Below are 17447 nucleotides of genomic sequence, written 5' to 3' on the forward strand. Positions count from 1 at the left end.
CTCCTTTTCAGTTATCTTTATTTTCTTAAATTTCAGGAAAAGTTGCAACCGATGCGCAAAAACGGGCATATTAGTAGATGAAGAATGAAGGAGGAATATACTATGGCAGATTGGAAATCAACGTACACACACTTTTTAAAACAAGCGAAAGAAGACATTCATGATCGAGAACAACTCGGTGACTTACTCGTCCAAGGTGAGCGCGCGCTCGCAAAAGTAACCGTGGACGTGGCATCAAATGAGATCAGCAACATCGAACGCGAAGAGGAACTGACACTCTACTTCCAGATGAAACAAATGTTGAATATGTTGCGCGCCCTGTATAACGATCAATTTGAAATGCAACCTGACAAACAAGAAGAGCTCGTTGCAGCCATTCTGTACTTCGTTTCACCGTTCGATGCGATTCCAGATGACGTGCCGCTCGGACTTTTTGATGACGCTCAAGTCATCGACTACGTGCATGAACAATTAGCGAGTGACATCGATCGATTCCATAACGAATTGTGACTTGAAATGATACACGAGTAGCAGTACGCTAGCAGAAGACTTACCAAAAGGAGGCGTAAGGCCTAGCCATTATCTATGTATGCTAAATCTCGAAAACGGGTTGCCCTTGAAACGGTACTGTTCATCATTGCCGGGACAATCCTTCAGTCTGTCTTTGTCAGTTTACTGCTCAAACCGAATGAGATTGGTTCCGGGGGAATCGTCGGAATCACGTTGATTACGAACGAGCTATTCGGAACGCCAATTGGGATGACGCAACTCGTGCTCAATATCCCACTCTTTATATTGGGATTGAAATATTTAGGGAGACGTTTTATTTTGATGACAGGAATCGTCGTCGTGCTCTCTTCCATTTTGATTGATAGTTTACCGATTCTCATTCCACCGACTCCACTTGATGATCCGCTCGTCGCTTCGGTGTTCAGCGGAATCGTCTCTGGACTCGGACTCGCACTTCTCCTGTTCGCTGGCGCTTCTACCGGGGGGCTCGATATTTTAGGAAAAGTCATCTATATGAATAATCGAAATTTATCGCTACCTAAAATCTTTTTGACACAAGATATCATTGTTTATGTATTAGTCTTCATCGTCTTCGACATTAAAGCTGTTATGTATGCACTTGTGTTAAGTTTTGTCCGTTCACGAACGTTACTCACGATTCACAAGTTCTTCTCCGCTCAAAAACAATGTTTCATCATTTGTCAAAAAGCGGATGAAATCAACTTGGTCATTAAACAGAATTTAAAACGTGGGGTCACGATTATGGATGCGACAGGCGGGTATTCGAACGACTCGAAAAAAATGCTATACGTCGTCGTCCAAAACAATGAAATTCCACGCCTTCGTCAAATCGTTTCTGAAATTGATTCTGAGGCATTTGTCACCGTGTCAGAAATTGATTCAATCGTCGGGAACTTCAAAGAGCACTCGTATACACTATAATTTCAACATATTCGACAACAATCTCGTATTGTTGTCGATTTTTTGTGTAATCTTCGGTCACCTGTTCCGATAATAAATAAGAGACCCATATATATAAAGAAGGAGGTGCATGAGTTGTCTGTTTACTCGTTGCGCCAATACGTTCCGGCGATTCTCATCGGAACTTTTTCTACCGGACTTTTATTTTTATTTTTGACCCCTCATGATCTGCGAAACATCACGTTGCTCATCTATCACCTCGTCATTTCAGGAGCTGCAATCCTACTGAGCGGAGTGGCGATTTTTAAACATAAAGGGATGCGACGATTTATCCACGTTTTGATCAGTGCGGGAAATGTATGCTTCGCCCTGTATTTACTGATGCATTACGATTCGACAGGTACCAATACACAATCGCTGTTGTTCCTGCAAAATTTCTTTTACTTAATCATGGCTTTAATTGTCATCACCCAATCGATTGAGATTCGAACGTTGAAACTACGCACGTTCGACCTGTTTGCTTTATTTAGTTTCCTTGCAATCGGTGCACTACATATTTGGTTCTACGCCACACAAGATGTATCACTCGTGTCTCAGTTGAGTGGTTTTGAAGAACAAATGCTACTGATCAGTCTCTACATGATGCTTTCATTCTTATACTTGAATCGGGTCGTCTCGGCCGGTCAACAATTCCGAATTCTTGTACTCGTTGGAATTTTAGCCTTCACGATTGCCTCGATCGCGAACACGCTCTTCGTGTTTTCGGGCATCACACATGAACTGATCCATCTCATTCAAGTGAGTAGTATTCTCATGATTTCAATCAGTTATTGGATCGATGACGTTTCCGAAGACGCCCTCGCCTACGATTCCATTTTGGATTACGTTTTGTATAGCGTGGTCGTGATGCTATTCTTGCTCGCTTCAGATCGTCTTCTTGGTACGTCTGTATTCGACTCGATGATTGCGAATGCCGTACTTCTATTGCTCATTCGCCAGTTTGTCGTTTCAAAACAGAACGCGCTCATCAGCCATCGTCTCCATACGGTCAACACAGATTTAGAGGTCGCCGTATCGACGAAAGCACACGAACTTGAAATTCGTGAGCAGCAATATCGTTCACTCTTCGCCTACCACTCAGAACCAATCTTTTTATTCGACTTACATGGCGAAGTGTTATCGGTCAACGAGGCCGGCAGTTCGATTCTCGGATTGACGACGGACAAGTTACTCGGATCAAATATCCTCGATATCATCGAATCAAAAGATCGTGCACCGTATACAATCATTCTTCAAGAATTAACGAACGGTCGACCGAGAACAATCGATGTGCGCATCATGACCGAAGAAGGCGAGACACGCGTCTGGCAACTCGTCAACGTCCCAATGATTATCGATGGAGAAGTCGAAGGGATCTACGCCATCGCGAAAGACATCACGCAGATGATTGAACAACAAGAACAAATCTTGTATCAGGCAAAATTCGATAGTTTGACAGGACTTCACAACCGCTATGCGCTACAAGAACAAATCGAACGATTGATTGAGGAAGGTCGCACGTTCACGCTCATGTTCTCTGACTTGGACGGGTTTAAAGAAATCAACGACCAGTTCGGTCACCACATGGGAGACGAGCTTTTGCAACATATCGGAAAGCGCCTACGGACCGCACTCCTTCCAAACGAGTATGCCGGACGTCTAGGTGGTGATGAATTCATCGTTGTCGCTGAACATGGTGACGATGAAATGCTGACAGAACGCTTGCGACGTCTCGTCTATCGCCCGCCTTATTACATGGCCGGAACGCTCGTTGAAGTGCATGCCTCGATTGGAATCGTCCGTTTCCCGGAGCATGGAAAAAAATTAAAACACTTGCTCTCGAATGCCGACTTGGCGATGTATCGCGCGAAAGATAATGGTCGGGACGAGACCGTCATGTTCGAACCGGAGTTACGGGAAGACAAGGAAGAACGAAAAGTGTTGATGGAAGGGCTCGATACCGCACTTGAAAAAGGAGAAATTTCACTTTTCCTTCAACCTCAAGTCGATGCGTCTACGAAGGCAGTCATCGGAGCAGAGGCCCTCATGCGTTGGCAACATAACGGGACGTTCATCCCGCCAAGTCAATTCATTCCGATTGCTGAAGAAACTGGTCATATTCATGATTTAGGTCGTTGGATGATTCATGAGACGTTCCAATTGCTTCATGTGTTCGAACAAGGAGACATTCATTTACCGAAGCTCTCGGTCAACTTGTCCGTTCGTCAGTTATTCGATGAACATTTAATCGATTACTTGAATACGTTGTTCGAACGATTCCCGATCGATCCGTCACGACTCAATTTTGAATTGACCGAAACGGTCGCTGCCCATCATTCAGACCGTGTTTTGAATCGGATCTTAGAATTAAAATCACTCGGCATCAAACTCTCGATTGACGACTTTGGGACAGGATATAGTTCACTCGCTTATCTCGTCCGCTATCCAATCGACGAACTGAAAATCCCTCGTGAATTCACGATGCAACTCGAAGAGAACCGTGAATATCAAATGGTCACGACGACCATCGTCGCGATGGCAAGACAACTTGGCATGGCGCTCGTCGCTGAAGGTGTGGAAACCGAATACCAAGAGACGTTCCTCCGTAAAATCGGATGTGACTCCATGCAAGGGTATCGTTATGCAAAACCGATGCCACTTGATGAGTTCATCATTTATTACATGAAACACACAACGCCCTGGACCGAATGATGTTTCGGTCCAAGGCGTTTTTTTATTTCATCTCATATACTTTGACTTCTCCTGGTTTCAGGTCGATGTGAAGATTCCATTGTTCATCGAACGAATGCTCCGCATACGGCCACGAATTCGGTGAATATACCATCTCTGCGAAACGACTCGCGTTCCAATTTCGACGACGTACCCCATCGAGAGAGATGACTCCTCGCAACGGTTCCCACATATTCGTATTCGCTACAACGAGCAACGTATCGTTCGTCTCCGGACGTAACCAGGCGAATCCGATAAACGGTGCGAACGGTTCATTTAAGATGAGTGGTTCAAAATGGTTCGGGTCGACGAGTACATCGAGCCAACGACGACGAATTTCCGCCACTTGATGCATCACTTCAATCATTTCATCTCGCTCCGGGTGGTCCCAATGGAACTGATACGCATCAAAAAATGCGAGTTTGCCGAAATATGGGTCTGTCGGGAAGAGTTGGTACGCTTCTTCCGGACGGCAATCGAGCCCGGTATTCATCGGCTGCGTCTCGTATAGTTCGAGTCCAGAGTTTGTCATCGGGACACCATTTGGCATAAAGCCGTTTAAGACTGTCAATAACCGACTTGCTTGTCGCCCGCCTTCTCGCGTAGCTAGGCGACGCGTATCTGCTGTTTCGCCTGCCGCAAATACCGGAAGTGGTAAAAAGCGAGAGTCGTATAAAAATTGATGCGTCTCATGTGTTTGGAATCGAGGTTCTTTATAAAACCCGTATCCGATGATCATGTTATAACCGGCATCTTTCGCCGCCCAAGCTCCTGCTTCAATCAATTCTTCCGCGATGAAACTGAAGTTCGAATCAAGGGAGCGTGGTTTCGCTAAAATCCGCTGCGCCAAATCGACAGGAAGAGCATGCCCCATATCGATACGGGCCCCATCGATGCCATATTCTCGTTGATAATGTGGAATGATATCAGCGAGCATTTCCCAGAGCGGCTCATTGATGATATTTCCTCGGAATTGATTGGACTTGATTGAATCAAACAGAATATAAGGCGCGATGTTCGCGTCGTTCACGTAAGGTGCCGCCGCAAGCGGATGGTCTAAAAAGAGACGGAAATAAGTCACGTCCGACCAAGGCGGTTGTGGATCGTTGATACAGTCCGAAAAGGCAGGAGCTGTCGTCAACCCAAACTCTCGTTCAATCGTCGCGAGTACGTTCTCTTCTGGATGTTCAATCAAGAAAGCACGTACTCGCTCCCATTTTTCAGCATCCAGCAAGTTCGGAGCCATCGAGAATCTCCGTAAGTGTTGCCATACATCTTCTGAGTTGTACACCATTGGCAAGAAAGCAAATTCAGGCTTCACATTTTCTCCAATGCCCGGCACAGATGGCGGATGGTAATAATCGACTTCGGCTAACGGAATCCAATAGAACCACTCTGGATTTTCAAGGATGAGTCGATTGTCTCGCGCACACGTCCGAGGGATGACATCGATGACGACACGAATCCCTACCATGTGACAAGCTTCCACAAATGCCGAAAATTCTTCTTCGACAGTCATCGCATCACCGGTTAACGTTTCCTTTAATTCTTCATCAATGGCGAAGAAATCTTGAACCGCATAAGGAGATCCGAATTCACCTTTTTTATTTTTATGACTATGTTGCGAAATTGGTAATAGGAATAATGTATCAATTCCCATATAAAGAAGATGCGGAATGAGTGCAAGCGTTTTCACAAATGTACCTGTGTCTTTCATTCCAAATGAGTTTTCCATCTCCACATAACCTGATCCGTCATGATCCCAAGAAGTAGATGTACGAACCTGCATCGAATAGACAGAGGCACGCTTAATCCAATCGCCACCTGTCTGTAAATGACCATCGGCACTTGCGATGGAAGTACGATATTCTCGATTTTCCACTGCATATGGAAGAATGGCTTTTTCAATCGTTTCGACTAAAAAATCGTACGGATTCACACGCTCGACCCCGTCACGAATTGGTTCGGAAGGAAAACGCATGCGATTCCATAAACTTGGAATCTCGTAGGTAAGGTGTGTGCGTTGATCTTGTAACACCTGGTATAACTTGTGTAACGATGATTTCTCTGACATATTGACTCTCCTTATGCATCTAATGGTCTTCTGGTGGATAAAGTTCTTACACTTAATTGATTATACATTTACCCGTTTTTTCCTTTTTCAAAAAAATATTTTCTGTCGATTTTTCTGAAATCATGTACGATGGAATAGAAAGGAGGGTCACGATGTCACAACGAAAGTGGATTCTACTATGGATCAGTCTATCCATTCTGTCCATCTCGATCATTGGTATTTTTATTTTTCAATTGAAAGAGACGAATGAACGTCTAGCAATCATACAAGATGAACAATTCGGCTCTTACGAAGCGATTGAAGACATCATGTATTATAATATCGAACGCGCAAACGCAATCCGTGGTTTACTTGCCTATGAAGATCGACACTTTTTAGAGATGTACTACAGCATGTCCCGACAGGCCAAGGCATTGAAGCAGTCCGTCATCGACGACCCGAACACACCTAGTTCCGTTATCGATTTACTCGAGAGAGATGCCATATGGGAAAAAGAAGCCGATCGCGTACTCGTTATCTATGAAAAAGGGGATCTTATCCAAGCAACTGCGGTGGCTGAGACGATGACACAGCAACGTCAAACCATTTTAGAAGATTTACGATCGCTCAAGCAGATGCAATATAAAGATATTCAAAAAGAACTGATTGCAGCAGAAAATCAAGTTTCTTTCTTAACTCAAGTACTGTTTACCATCACGTTTTTATTGATTGCGATCATCGTCATCCTGACTTTTTTGTTGGCACGTATCAAACCCCAACAGGAAACGATCGAATAGGAAAAGGAGTGTCTCAGATTATGCTGAAACACTCCTTTTTCATCATGAATTCATTCGTAGTAACCTTGTCGCATTCGCAATGGCAAGCAGTGCCACACCGACGTCAGCGAAGACAGCTTCCCACATCGTGGCGATTCCGAATAACCCTAAAACCAAGACAAGTGCTTTCGTCCCAAACGCAAAGAAGATATTTTGCCAGACGACACGTTTCGTCTGTTTTCCGATCTCGATTGCTCGGACGACATCGTTCGGGTCATCATGCATCAACACCACATCCGCTGCCGTGACCGCCGTATCGCTTCCGACTCCGCCCATGACAAGACCGACATCAGCCCTCGCTAACGCTGCCGCATCGTTCATCCCATCTCCGACAAATGCAACTTTACGGGAAGCGGTCATCTGTTCAATCGCTTCTACTTTTTCGTGCGGAAGCAATTCGCCTCGCACTTCATCTAGTCCAAGTCGTTCACCGATTGTTGTAGCGACCGCTCGTCTGTCTCCCGATAACATTACCGTCCGATATCCAGCTTCTTTTAATGCTTGAATCGCATCATACGCATCCGCCTTCACCGTATCCATCAATTCGATTCGCCCTAACCAACGATTGTTCTTCATCACATGAACACTCGTACCAATCGACGAATCATCAATCGTTTGACCTAACTGCTTCATATAACGGGCGCTTCCGACATAAATATGATCATTCCCGTCACAAGCATGGAGGCCATACCCCGGCTCTTCTTGAATCGATTCGAACGCCTGAACGTCTCCGACTCGATTGACAATAGCTTGCGCGAGCGGATGATTCGATGCCCGCTCCACACGGGCCGCAAGGTGCAACAGTTCTTCAGCATGTACCCCATCTGTCGTCACGACGTTCGTCACTTCAAAGCGTCCTGTCGTCAATGTCCCTGTCTTATCGAAGACAACAGTGTCCACTTCAGTTAACGTGTCTAAATATTCTCCACCTTTTACAAGAATCCCTTGTTTGGAACCCGCTCCAATCCCACCGAAATAGCCCAATGGAATCGAAATCACGAGCGCACACGGGCAACTAATGACGAGGAAAATGAGGGCACGGTATACCCATTCTGACAAGTCACCGACAAACAACGGAGGAACAAATGCTACGAGTGCCGCCATGACGACAACGAAAGGCGTATAGACTTTCGCCAATCGAGTGATCATCTGTTCTGTCTTTGCCTTTTTCCCATTCGCTTCTTCTACGAGGGCAATCATCTTTTGTAGGCTCGACTCGGCGGCGAGCTTCGTCGTTTGGATGACGAGTCGTCCCTCTATGTTGACCATCCCCGCCAATACTTCTTCACCCGCTCTCACTTGACGAGGAACTGCCTCTCCCGTCAACGAAGCGGTATCGAGCGAACTCGCACCACTTAACACGACACCATCCATCGGAACCAATTCTCCGGCACGGACGATTAAATGTGACCCGACCGACACTTCTTCCGGCAATCGCTCTACTTCTTCCTCACCATTTAGTACCCGAGCGAGCGTCGGTCTCATATTCAACAAAGATTGAATCGACTTCCGTGAAGCACGTACCGCACGTCCTTGCACGTATTCTCCAAGTTGATAAAACAACATGACCGCTACGGCTTCCGGATATTCGGCAATCGCAAATGCCCCGATGGTCGCAATCGTCATTAAGAATTTTTCATCAAACCACTCTCGGTTCCATACATTTCGTATGGCCCCATAAACGACATCGTATCCGGCCAACCCGTACGCCACAATATAACCCGGGATGGAATCCACCCAAAGAGCAATCGAAAAGATAAAGGCCGCCGCAAGGAATCGCCAAAGGATAAAGTCCCGTTTTTCAGCTGGGTCATCTTCTGCTTTGATAAACTTCGCACCCGGCTCGATTCGTTTCATCGTCTGTTCGATTGACTCGAGCATCGTTTCACGCTCAGAAACATCGATCCATTCAATCACCATTCGACTCGTCGCAAAATCAATTTGACAAGAGGCCACTTCTTCACGCTTCGTGACATCCCTTTCGATTTTAGCTGCACAGTTCGTGCAGGTGATTCCAGATACAGGTAATACATCTCGGTTTTTCATCTTGTCACCCCTAACATTCAAACGTTCATTTGAATATATCGTAACGCGAAATGAAATACATGACAATAGGTAAAAATGACCGACCCCTTATAGGATCGGTCATGAGATTCAAACGTCTTTCTGTTCTTCACTATGTGCCAGCGCAATTTCAACAAGCTGTCTGACGTGTTCATCATCTAAAGAATAATAGACGACCTTCCCATCTTTACGATACTTCACTAGCCCTTGTTCGAGTAACGTCCGAAGATGGTGGGATGCGGTCGCATTCGAATGACCGATGACGGCGGCAACATCACAAACACAAAGTTCATGTTCAAGCGTCAAGACATACAGTACTTTCAAACGAGTCGGGTCAGCGAACGCTTTAAACAGACGACTGACACGTGGAGCGTCTAATTGCGCCAATGCGGTTTGCAGTGTAGGCACATCTTCTGATTGAATCCCAATCGTCTCACATTGGGGTACTTTCATATTCTTCACCTCGTCTTTTTATGTGTATAGTGTAGCAAAAATTCATAAAGATATCTGTTATATATTATAGTTGACTAAATTACCTCTGTTATAATACAATCAATACAACAACCAAAACTGTCAGACAATTTACCGAAGGAGGCATTTTCATATGAATGAATGGGCAAGTCGACTCGAATCATCTGTCGAGTTTTATCAAAAATTACCGGATAAGACATGTCAGGAGTGCGGGAAACATATGGACGAACAGTGCGAGTCATACGAAACGACTTGTGCTTCATGTACAGAAAAGCTTCAACTCGCAGAATAAGACAACACCCCTTCGGCTGAAGGGGTGTTTTGTTTACATCGTCAAACCAATGTAGGCTGCAATTAGACCGAACAGATAAGTCGTTAGCAAATAGAGACCGAATCGGATCCAATCTTTTGTTGCAAACCGCATCAATTCAAGTTTTAAGGTCGAGAAGGTCGTAAACGATCCGAAAAATCCGATTCCTAAGAAAAGGATGAGTGATTGCTGATCGGTGTGCGCATATAAATAGCCTAAACCAAAAGATCCTGTCACATTCACAAACAACGTTGCCCATGGAAAAGTGGAATCAGACCACGTTTTCATGACCTGACCAATTGTGAAGCGGAGAATTGCACCAATGAAGGCGCCGGTCGCAATCCAAACGAACGTCATTCTACTTCACCTCTTGTTGCTTTTGTTCCGATACGATAGCCAAGCCATGAACTTGATAAACCAAATGTGATGCTGAGGAACACGTATGAAATAGCGAGCAGTACATAACCATTTTCAACTAATTGGATCGTCTCTACACTAAACGTGGAAAACGTGGTAAATGACCCGATCATTCCGGTTCCGACAATCGTGACGAGTTGGGGAGAAAATTTTCCCGTTTGAAGAAATCGATGCGTCATCCATCCTAATAGAAAGCTTCCAATTAAATTGATGAGCAGTGTCGCGACAGGGAACGGGCTCGTCCCGAATGAATCGACGAGTAATCCAAGTCCGTAACGTGCCAATGCTCCAACTGCACCTGCTAATCCAACGTATACGTACAGCATCCAAATTCCTCCTCCACGAAAAAGACACCTGCAACATGCAGGTGTCGATTCAACTGAGGCTATTATACCAAGCTGACGCTGTTTACGAAATAGCTGCCGGAGCAAGAACCGCTTCGATTGCTTCAAACGCTTGGTCGAGTTCTTCTTTCGTGATCACGAGTGGTGGTGCCAATCGAATCACTGTCTCATGCGTTTCTTTGCACAGAAGTCCACGCTCTTTCAGTGCCTCACAATAAGGACGAGCTGCTTCTGTCAATTCGATGCCGATGAATAATCCACGACCACGAACATCACGAATCATCGGATTGTCGATTGATTTCAAACGTTCCATGAAATACGTCCCTAACTCTAACGAACGCTCAACAAGTTTCTCTTCTTCTAACACTTCGAGCGCCGCGACCGAGACCGCGGAAGCGAGCGGGTTTCCACCAAACGTTGAGCCGTGCGATCCTGGGTTGAATACGGAAAGAATCTCTTGATCCGCTGCAACGCATGAAATCGGGAAGACACCGCCTCCAAGTGCTTTTCCGAGAATGTACATATCCGGTGTGACATCTTCCCACTCGATGGCAAACCATTTTCCAGAGCGTCCAAGCCCTGACTGAATCTCATCCGCTACGAACAGGACGTTATGTTGTTTACAAAGTTCCGATGCACGTTTCAAGTAACCTTCTGGCGGAATGATGATTCCTGCCTCCCCTTGAATCGGTTCTACGATAAACGCTGCAGTATTCTCTGTGATTGCCGCTTCGAATGCATCGATATCGCCATATGGAACGACTTTGAATCCTGGCAAGAGTGGTCCGAATCCTCGCTGATATTCTGCTTCGGTCGACATCGACACAGCAGCCATTGTCCGTCCATGGAAGTTTCCTGTGCAGACGATGATTTCGGCCTGACCTGGAATCCTTTTCACTTCATATGCCCAACGACGAGCCGTTTTAACAGCTGTCTCGACGGCTTCTGCTCCCGTATTCATCGGTAACACCATTTGTTTTTTTGTAAGCGTTACCACTTTGTCGTAAAAATGTCCGAGTTGATCGTTGTAAAAGGCACGTGACGTCAACGTAATCTTATCCGCCTGATCCTTGAGCGCTTGAATGATTTTCGGATGGCAGTGTCCCTGGTTGACTGCAGAGTATGCACTTAACATATCCATATAGCGATTCCCCTCAGGATCGGTTACCCAAATCCCCTTCGCCTCCGAAATAACAATCGGTAGTGGATGATAGTTGTGCGCCCCGAACTTTTCTGTCAGCTCAATCACATCATGTGTTTTTGACATATTGCTTCCCCCTTATTCAAAACTATCTTACCCTTTCAGTATATGATGTCCCTCTTTCTTTTGACAATGGCGAACTTAAGCATTCCTTGAATTGGCAAAATCAGGTACACTGACATTAGAATATTCATTTAGCATGACAGATTGGAGGAAATGATGTGGCTTCATTGCGTGATTTAAAGGTAGACCAATTCATCGATGCATTGTCTGTACCGTGTTGTTATATTTCCCAAGATGGTACGGTACTGTTATGGAATACACATGCCGAAGTATTATTTGGCTGGGAACGTGAAGAAGTCCTCCATCAACCGCTTCCTGTCGTTCGGCAGTTGGAACATGCTCTAGAGACATGGACACCGCTTCTCCTTCAATATCCATTTTCAACGACGGCGATGACACCATTTCAACATAAAGATGGATCCGTCATTTATGCGACCGCATACTTGCAATCTTTTTCACTCGAAGGGATTAATGGCTACTTCCTCGCCTTCCTTCCAAAAGGGTTTGGTCCGCTCATCAGCACAGAGCAGTTCAACTTACTTCATCATTTTCAAGAAATGATTAAACAGTCGACCCATTACCTGGCGACGAACGCAAAAGGCGAGATTGTTGATATTAACCCATCATTATGTCGTCTACTCGATGCGACGGAACAACAACTGATTGGCCGAAACTGGTTCGAGCTCATTCATGACTCAAACGACCAATACAATATTTCACGTGATGTCTTAAAGTCCTTGGCGACGAATCATATCTGGAACGGGGAAATGGCGATTTCCTGTAAAGAGCATGACCAGGAACCGTGCTGGCTCAATTTGACCGTTGTTCCGATTGTCAGTGACAATTGCGATGTGATTCAGTATACGGCGTTCGGGTTTGATGTCTCAGAGAAGAAACGTCTTGAAAGAGAAGTCCGATTCCTTGCTTATCAAAATGAGTTGACAGGCCTCTTCAATAAGAAAGGGTTTTTACGTCAATACGGTTCGATTCTTCAACAAATCGATGAACGGGAAGGACTCCTTCACATTGCCTTATTCGATATCGACCGCTTCAAAATCATTAACGAATCATTCGGATCTCGCGTTGGGAATGAGCTGCTCATTCAAATCAAAGAGCGCGCACTTCACCTCATCCCGGAATCCGCTTTATTGTTCCATCCGACGGGCGGACTGTTCGGCGTCATGTTCTTTGAAGAGTCAAAAGAAGAAGTGTTTCAATCACTTCGCCATCTTCAACATGAGTTGCAACGACCATTCCGAATCTACCATCACTCGATCATGGTCTCGATTTCAGTCGGCTGTGTGTTTTACCCGTCTTCGGCAAGTTCACTCGAGGAACTGTATACACGTGCTGAAAGTGCACTCTTCAAAGGGAAACAGATTGGGGTCGGCACGATACAATTCGTGACAAAAGATATGGATGCTGCCTTCTCAAGACAAATTCATATTGAGAAAGCTTTATACCGCGCACTCGAAGAAAAGCATTTTTATCTCGAGTATCAGCCAAAGTACGAACTTGCGACAGATCGCCTCATCGGCTTTGAAGCACTCCTTCGCTGGCACCACGAAGAATTGGGACAAATCCCACCTTCTGAATTCATTCCGCTCGCAGAAGAGATGGCGCTCATCGTCCCCATCAACAACTGGGTCATTTTAGAGGCGACGAAACAATTGAAGGCGTGGAAAGCTGAATTTGACCAGCCCCTATCGATGGCAATCAATATTTCACCAAATCAGTTCCGGAGCGACAGCTTTTTGAACACACTCCGAAATATTAAGCAACAACTCCAACTCGACACATCAGATGTCATTCTAGAAATTACGGAAAGCTTGGTCATGCAACAGACCGATGAAATCATTGAACGGATGGAGCAAATTAAGCGCCTGAACTATCGACTGTCGATTGACGATTTTGGAACAGGATTCTCGTCCTTACAGTATTTAAAATCGTTCCCGATCGATGAACTCAAGATTGATAAAGTATTTCTCGACGATTGGATGGCATCCAAATCTCACTTACTCGACGTCATCGTTCATCTTGGGAAGAGTTTGAACCTTCACGTCGTGGCCGAAGGCGTCGAGGACGAAGAAATGCTTCATCATTTAAAGTCCACCGAATGTGATTCATTCCAAGGTTACCTATACGCAAGACCGGGTTCTCCAGAGACGATTGAACAATTACTACGATCATCAAAAAACTCACCGAACGCATAACGCGTCGGTGAGTTTTTCTCATAATGCAATCGATGATGTCCAAAGACCATATATGCCATATGTGGCACATAACAAAATAATGACAGCAATCATCGACTGTGTGCGCGTCAAGAACGGACGTCCCTGTTCCCGTTCTGCTAAAAGAAAGACGAACACACCTGGTGCGTAAAGAATCATCGCAATCAAAACATATTCGATTCCCGATGCATACAACAGCCATGTCGCATATAGCGAAGCAATCGCGGAGACAACCATCATTCGCAACGATGCCGTCCGTTTTGCCTCCATCCATCCATATAGCGCCGAGAATAGATAAGGAACGAGTGCCGCGATCCCTGCGATACTCGACAAGACGAGATACGTCTGCTCCGAGAACAAGGCAACAGCTGTGACGACTTGCGTAAACACTTGTGTGATGAATAGCGCGTTCACTGGGGTGTCGTTGGTATTCAGTCGATTGAACATTTTTGGAAAGACACCATCACGGCTAGCGACATAAGAGATTTCTGTCGCCAAGATTGTCCATCCGAGCAATGCACCTGTCAATGAGACGAGTAAGCCGATATTGATCAACGTGGCACCGAACGGTCCGACGACTGCTTCTAACACGTATGCCATCGACGGTTCTGGTAACGCCGCAAGCTGTTCTTGCGTTAGGACACCGAACGAGAAAATCGAAATCATCATATAAATCAACAACGTACCGATTAAACCAATCACTGTCGCTCGACCCACATCTTTTTTCTCTCGTGCGCGCGAGGATAAGACGACTGCGCCTTCGATTCCCACGAATGCCCAAAGTGTTACGAGCATCGTGGATTTCACTTGCGGAAAAACATCTGCCCAGACAAATCCCGACTCGCCCCAAAAGTCGACTCGGAACGTGTCAATCTGAAACGCAAAAAGGATGAGGACGATGAACAAAAAAATCGGAACGAGCTTCGCAATCGTCGTGACGATATTCAATAAGGTCGCTTCTCTCATTCCGCGGGAAATAAGCCAAAATAATCCCCATACCAAGATGGCACTTACGAACAATCGGAACAATCGGTGTTCTGCCGAGAATATTGGAAAAAAATATGCCAACGTGCTAAAAATCAACGTGATGTTTGCCACTGTACCAATCCAAGCCGACATCCAGTAACCCCATCCACTGTTGAACCCGACAAATTTGCCAAACCCTTCGCGCGCGTAGGCGTAAATACCGCCTTCTAACTCCGGACGTGTGTCTGCTAAAAACTGAAAGACGAAGGCAAGCATGATCATCCCAACGCCAGTAATCCCCCACCCAATTAAAACAGGTCCTACTCCCGCGCCTTGCGCCATGGCACCTGGAAGATTAAAGGCACCTCCGCCAATCATTGTCCCGACGACCATGGCCGCGAGACCGAAAAAGCCGATTCCGGCTGAATGTTGTTTCAAATTAACGCCTCCACTACTCTATAACCTTGCCGAATAACTATACAAAGATACTGTATAATCATTCGTTGATTTTTCTATTCTACTTCCTAAAAGGATTGATGGATAGGTATTCTAAATAAGTTTATATTTTCGAATAATTTGAAAAATTCCATTGCATATTCATCCGAGATGTAGTTTAATTACAACATATTCTAAATTATCAGAATTTTCGGGAGGTTGAAACATGCGTAACAAGAAATGGCTAGCTTTATCGGGGGTCGCATTATTGGCGACGGCAGCTTGTAGTACAGGGGACGACTCATCGAGTTCGGAGGATTCATCTTCTGGCGATGCTAAAAAAGAAATTACAATGGTATCGGCGACAGATTTGCCACAGCTCGATCCGACTCTTACGACAGACTCGACATCGATCATCGTGACGAACAACGTGTTCGAAGGGTTATATCGTCTAGACGAGAACAACCAACCGACACCAGGAATCGCTGAAGATGTCGAAGTATCCGAGGATGGACTTACATACACGTTCAAGCTACGTGACGCGAACTGGTCAGACGGCTCACCTATCACAGCTGAAGACTTTGTCTACTCTTGGAAACGCGCACTCAATCCAGAAACAGGTGCAGAGTATGCGTATATCCTTCAAGACTTAAAAAATGCAAACAAAATCCTTGCAGGCGAAGCGTCTCTTGACGATCTCGGTGCGAAAGCAATCGACGAGAAGACACTTGAAGTTCAGTTGGAAGCACCAGCACCATATTTCTTAGGATTGACTGGTTTCCCAACATACATGCCGCAAAAGCAAGAGTACGTTGAAGAACAGGGCGAAGAATTCGCAACTTCGGTCGACAAGACGCTCTATAACGGTCCTTATGTGTTAAGCGAATGGCAAGACAATGCAGGTTGGGTTTATAAGAAAAACCCAGAGTATTGGGATGCCGAAAACGTGAAGATGGATACGATCAACGTAAAAGTCGTAAAAGACGTGTCGACAGGTGTCAACTTGTTCGAGTCTGGTGAAGCAGACTATACACTCCTCTCTTCTGAGTTCGTTCCACAATTTGAAGATAGCGATGAGTTCAAGACACGTGCCGATGCACGAATCAACTTCCTCCGCTTCAACCAAAAGAACGAAGCGCTTCAAAACGTCAATATCCGTGAGGCACTCGCAAAAGGATTTGATAAGCAAAGTGTGACTGATGTCATCTTGACAGACGGTTCACAACCAGCAAACTTTATCGTGGCGAAAGACTTCACGTTCACGGAAGACGGCGCTGATTTCCGTGAGAAGCACCCAGACCTTCTCAGCTACAATGTCGATGAAGCGAAAGCAGCTTGGGAAAAAGGACTTGAAGAGCTAGGCGTCGAAACAATCGAGCTCGAGTTCCTCTCGCGTGACGAAGAAGCCTTCAAGAAAGTCAATGAGTTCATCAAAGGTGAACTTGAGAAGAACTTGCCTGGTTTGACGCTCAACATCAAACAGCAACCGTTCAAAAACTTCCTTGATCTCGAAGGAAAAGGTGAATATGACGTTTCTGCCGCTGGTTGGGGCCCTGACTATCAAGATCCAATGACATACCTTGATATGTGGGTTACAGACGGACCATTCAACCGTATGGAGTATTCAAACGACGAGTATGATCAGTTGATTCAATCTGCGAAGAAAGAAGCCGATCAGATGAAGCGTTGGGAAACAATGCAGGAAGCTGAACGTATCCTTCTTGAAGAAGACTTCGCGATCGCTCCAATTTACCAAAAAGGTGAAGCATACTTAGAGCGTTCAAACATCGAGAACATGTACCGCCACCCGTTCGGTGCCGATGCAAGCTTCAAGTGGCTTGACGTCAAATAATAAG

Annotated in this window: 14 protein-coding genes; 7 read left to right on the top strand and 7 right to left on the bottom strand. The window is 45.5% G+C overall.

Features of this window, described 5'->3' with window-relative positions:
* Nucleotides 1-102 precede the first annotated feature (102 nt).
* The 3 genes from KNO85_RS12980 (at nt 103) to KNO85_RS12990 (ending at nt 4182) form a co-directional block, all read left to right on the top strand.
* Complete coding sequence (locus tag KNO85_RS12980) at nt 103-510, top strand: YkvA family protein (protein WP_074033005.1); 408 nt, start codon at nt 103-105, stop codon at nt 508-510.
* 75 nt (nt 511-585) lie between these two features.
* Complete coding sequence (locus KNO85_RS12985) at nt 586-1452, top strand: YitT family protein (RefSeq protein WP_214790699.1); 867 nt, start codon at nt 586-588, stop codon at nt 1450-1452.
* 114 nt (nt 1453-1566) lie between these two features.
* Entirely contained in the window at nt 1567-4182 is a 2616-nt protein-coding gene (locus KNO85_RS12990; protein WP_214790701.1) for a putative bifunctional diguanylate cyclase/phosphodiesterase, read from the top strand.
* Nucleotides 4183-4204: 22 nt separating this feature from the next.
* Here the strand turns inward: KNO85_RS12990 and KNO85_RS12995 are convergent, their stop codons facing one another.
* Complete coding sequence (locus KNO85_RS12995) at nt 4205-6274, bottom strand: alpha-amylase family protein (RefSeq protein WP_214790703.1); 2070 nt, start codon at nt 6272-6274, stop codon at nt 4205-4207.
* A gap of 152 nt (nt 6275-6426) precedes the next feature.
* Between KNO85_RS12995 and KNO85_RS13000 the strand changes: the two genes are divergently transcribed.
* Nucleotides 6427-7050 (top strand): hypothetical protein, encoded by a 624-nt coding sequence (locus KNO85_RS13000; RefSeq protein ID WP_214790705.1) that lies wholly within the window; start codon nt 6427-6429, stop codon nt 7048-7050.
* 42 nt (nt 7051-7092) lie between these two features.
* On the opposite strand, the gene KNO85_RS13005 is transcribed toward KNO85_RS13000, so the two are convergent.
* Nucleotides 7093-9135 carry a heavy metal translocating P-type ATPase gene (locus KNO85_RS13005; protein ID WP_214790707.1) on the bottom strand — a complete coding sequence of 681 codons (2043 nt, stop codon included), beginning with the start codon at nt 9133-9135 and terminating at the stop codon, nt 7093-7095.
* Nucleotides 9136-9243: 108 nt separating this feature from the next.
* Nucleotides 9244-9606 carry an ArsR/SmtB family transcription factor gene (locus KNO85_RS13010; RefSeq protein ID WP_214790709.1) on the bottom strand — a complete coding sequence of 121 codons (363 nt, stop codon included), beginning with the start codon at nt 9604-9606 and terminating at the stop codon, nt 9244-9246.
* 151 nt (nt 9607-9757) lie between these two features.
* Between KNO85_RS13010 and yhfH the strand changes: the two genes are divergently transcribed.
* A complete protein-coding gene (gene yhfH, locus KNO85_RS13015; RefSeq protein ID WP_015880761.1) occupies nt 9758-9916 on the top strand; it encodes a protein YhfH in 159 nt (52 codons plus the stop codon).
* A 33-nt stretch (nt 9917-9949) separates the two neighbouring features.
* Here yhfH and KNO85_RS13020 read toward each other — a convergent pair whose 3' ends face one another.
* From KNO85_RS13020 to KNO85_RS13030, 3 genes are all read right to left on the bottom strand, one after another.
* Nucleotides 9950-10291, bottom strand: coding sequence for a fluoride efflux transporter FluC (locus KNO85_RS13020; protein WP_214790711.1), 342 nt, complete (start codon nt 10289-10291; stop codon nt 9950-9952).
* The gene (gene crcB, locus KNO85_RS13025) at nt 10288-10677 is read right to left on the bottom strand and encodes a fluoride efflux transporter CrcB (protein WP_214790713.1); all 390 of its coding nucleotides are present in this window, start codon (nt 10675-10677) and stop codon (nt 10288-10290) included. The genes KNO85_RS13020 and crcB overlap by 4 nt, the downstream gene beginning before the upstream one ends.
* Nucleotides 10678-10759: 82 nt before the next feature.
* Nucleotides 10760-11962 carry an ornithine--oxo-acid transaminase gene (locus KNO85_RS13030; protein WP_214790715.1) on the bottom strand — a complete coding sequence of 401 codons (1203 nt, stop codon included), beginning with the start codon at nt 11960-11962 and terminating at the stop codon, nt 10760-10762.
* Nucleotides 11963-12117: 155 nt separating this feature from the next.
* Between KNO85_RS13030 and KNO85_RS13035 the strand changes: the two genes are divergently transcribed.
* On the top strand, nt 12118-14172 hold the full coding sequence (locus tag KNO85_RS13035) for an EAL domain-containing protein (RefSeq protein ID WP_214790717.1): 2055 nt from the start codon (nt 12118-12120) through the stop codon (nt 14170-14172).
* Between the two features lie 18 nt (nt 14173-14190).
* On the opposite strand, the gene KNO85_RS13040 is transcribed toward KNO85_RS13035, so the two are convergent.
* Entirely contained in the window at nt 14191-15594 is a 1404-nt protein-coding gene (locus tag KNO85_RS13040; protein WP_214790719.1) for a basic amino acid/polyamine antiporter, read from the bottom strand.
* 223 nt (nt 15595-15817) lie between these two features.
* On the opposite strand from KNO85_RS13040, the gene KNO85_RS13045 reads away from it, so the two are divergent.
* Complete coding sequence (locus tag KNO85_RS13045) at nt 15818-17443, top strand: peptide ABC transporter substrate-binding protein (protein ID WP_214790721.1); 1626 nt, start codon at nt 15818-15820, stop codon at nt 17441-17443.
* Nucleotides 17444-17447 lie beyond the last annotated feature (4 nt).

This window comes from Exiguobacterium sp. s124, assembly GCF_018617485.1.
Classification (GTDB): Bacteria; Bacillota; Bacilli; order Exiguobacteriales; family Exiguobacteriaceae; genus Exiguobacterium; species Exiguobacterium aestuarii.

What these genes read in the sequence shown, in the direction of transcription:
- KNO85_RS13020 (WP_214790711.1), bottom strand. Translation starts at nt 10,291, where the DNA reads ATGACGTTCGTTTGGATTGCGACCGGCGCCTTCATTGGTGCAATTCTC.
- KNO85_RS12980 (WP_074033005.1), top strand. Translation starts at nt 103, where the DNA reads ATGGCAGATTGGAAATCAACGTACACACACTTTTTAAAACAAGCGAAA.
- yhfH (WP_015880761.1), top strand. Translation starts at nt 9,758, where the DNA reads ATGAATGAATGGGCAAGTCGACTCGAATCATCTGTCGAGTTTTATCAA.
- KNO85_RS13045 (WP_214790721.1), top strand. Translation starts at nt 15,818, where the DNA reads ATGCGTAACAAGAAATGGCTAGCTTTATCGGGGGTCGCATTATTGGCG.
- KNO85_RS13010 (WP_214790709.1), bottom strand. Translation starts at nt 9,606, where the DNA reads ATGAAAGTACCCCAATGTGAGACGATTGGGATTCAATCAGAAGATGTG.
- KNO85_RS13005 (WP_214790707.1), bottom strand. Translation starts at nt 9,135, where the DNA reads ATGAAAAACCGAGATGTATTACCTGTATCTGGAATCACCTGCACGAAC.
- KNO85_RS13030 (WP_214790715.1), bottom strand. Translation starts at nt 11,962, where the DNA reads ATGTCAAAAACACATGATGTGATTGAGCTGACAGAAAAGTTCGGGGCG.
- KNO85_RS12995 (WP_214790703.1), bottom strand. Translation starts at nt 6,274, where the DNA reads ATGTCAGAGAAATCATCGTTACACAAGTTATACCAGGTGTTACAAGAT.
- KNO85_RS12985 (WP_214790699.1), top strand. Translation starts at nt 586, where the DNA reads ATGTATGCTAAATCTCGAAAACGGGTTGCCCTTGAAACGGTACTGTTC.
- KNO85_RS13000 (WP_214790705.1), top strand. Translation starts at nt 6,427, where the DNA reads ATGTCACAACGAAAGTGGATTCTACTATGGATCAGTCTATCCATTCTG.
- crcB (WP_214790713.1), bottom strand. Translation starts at nt 10,677, where the DNA reads ATGCTGTACGTATACGTTGGATTAGCAGGTGCAGTTGGAGCATTGGCA.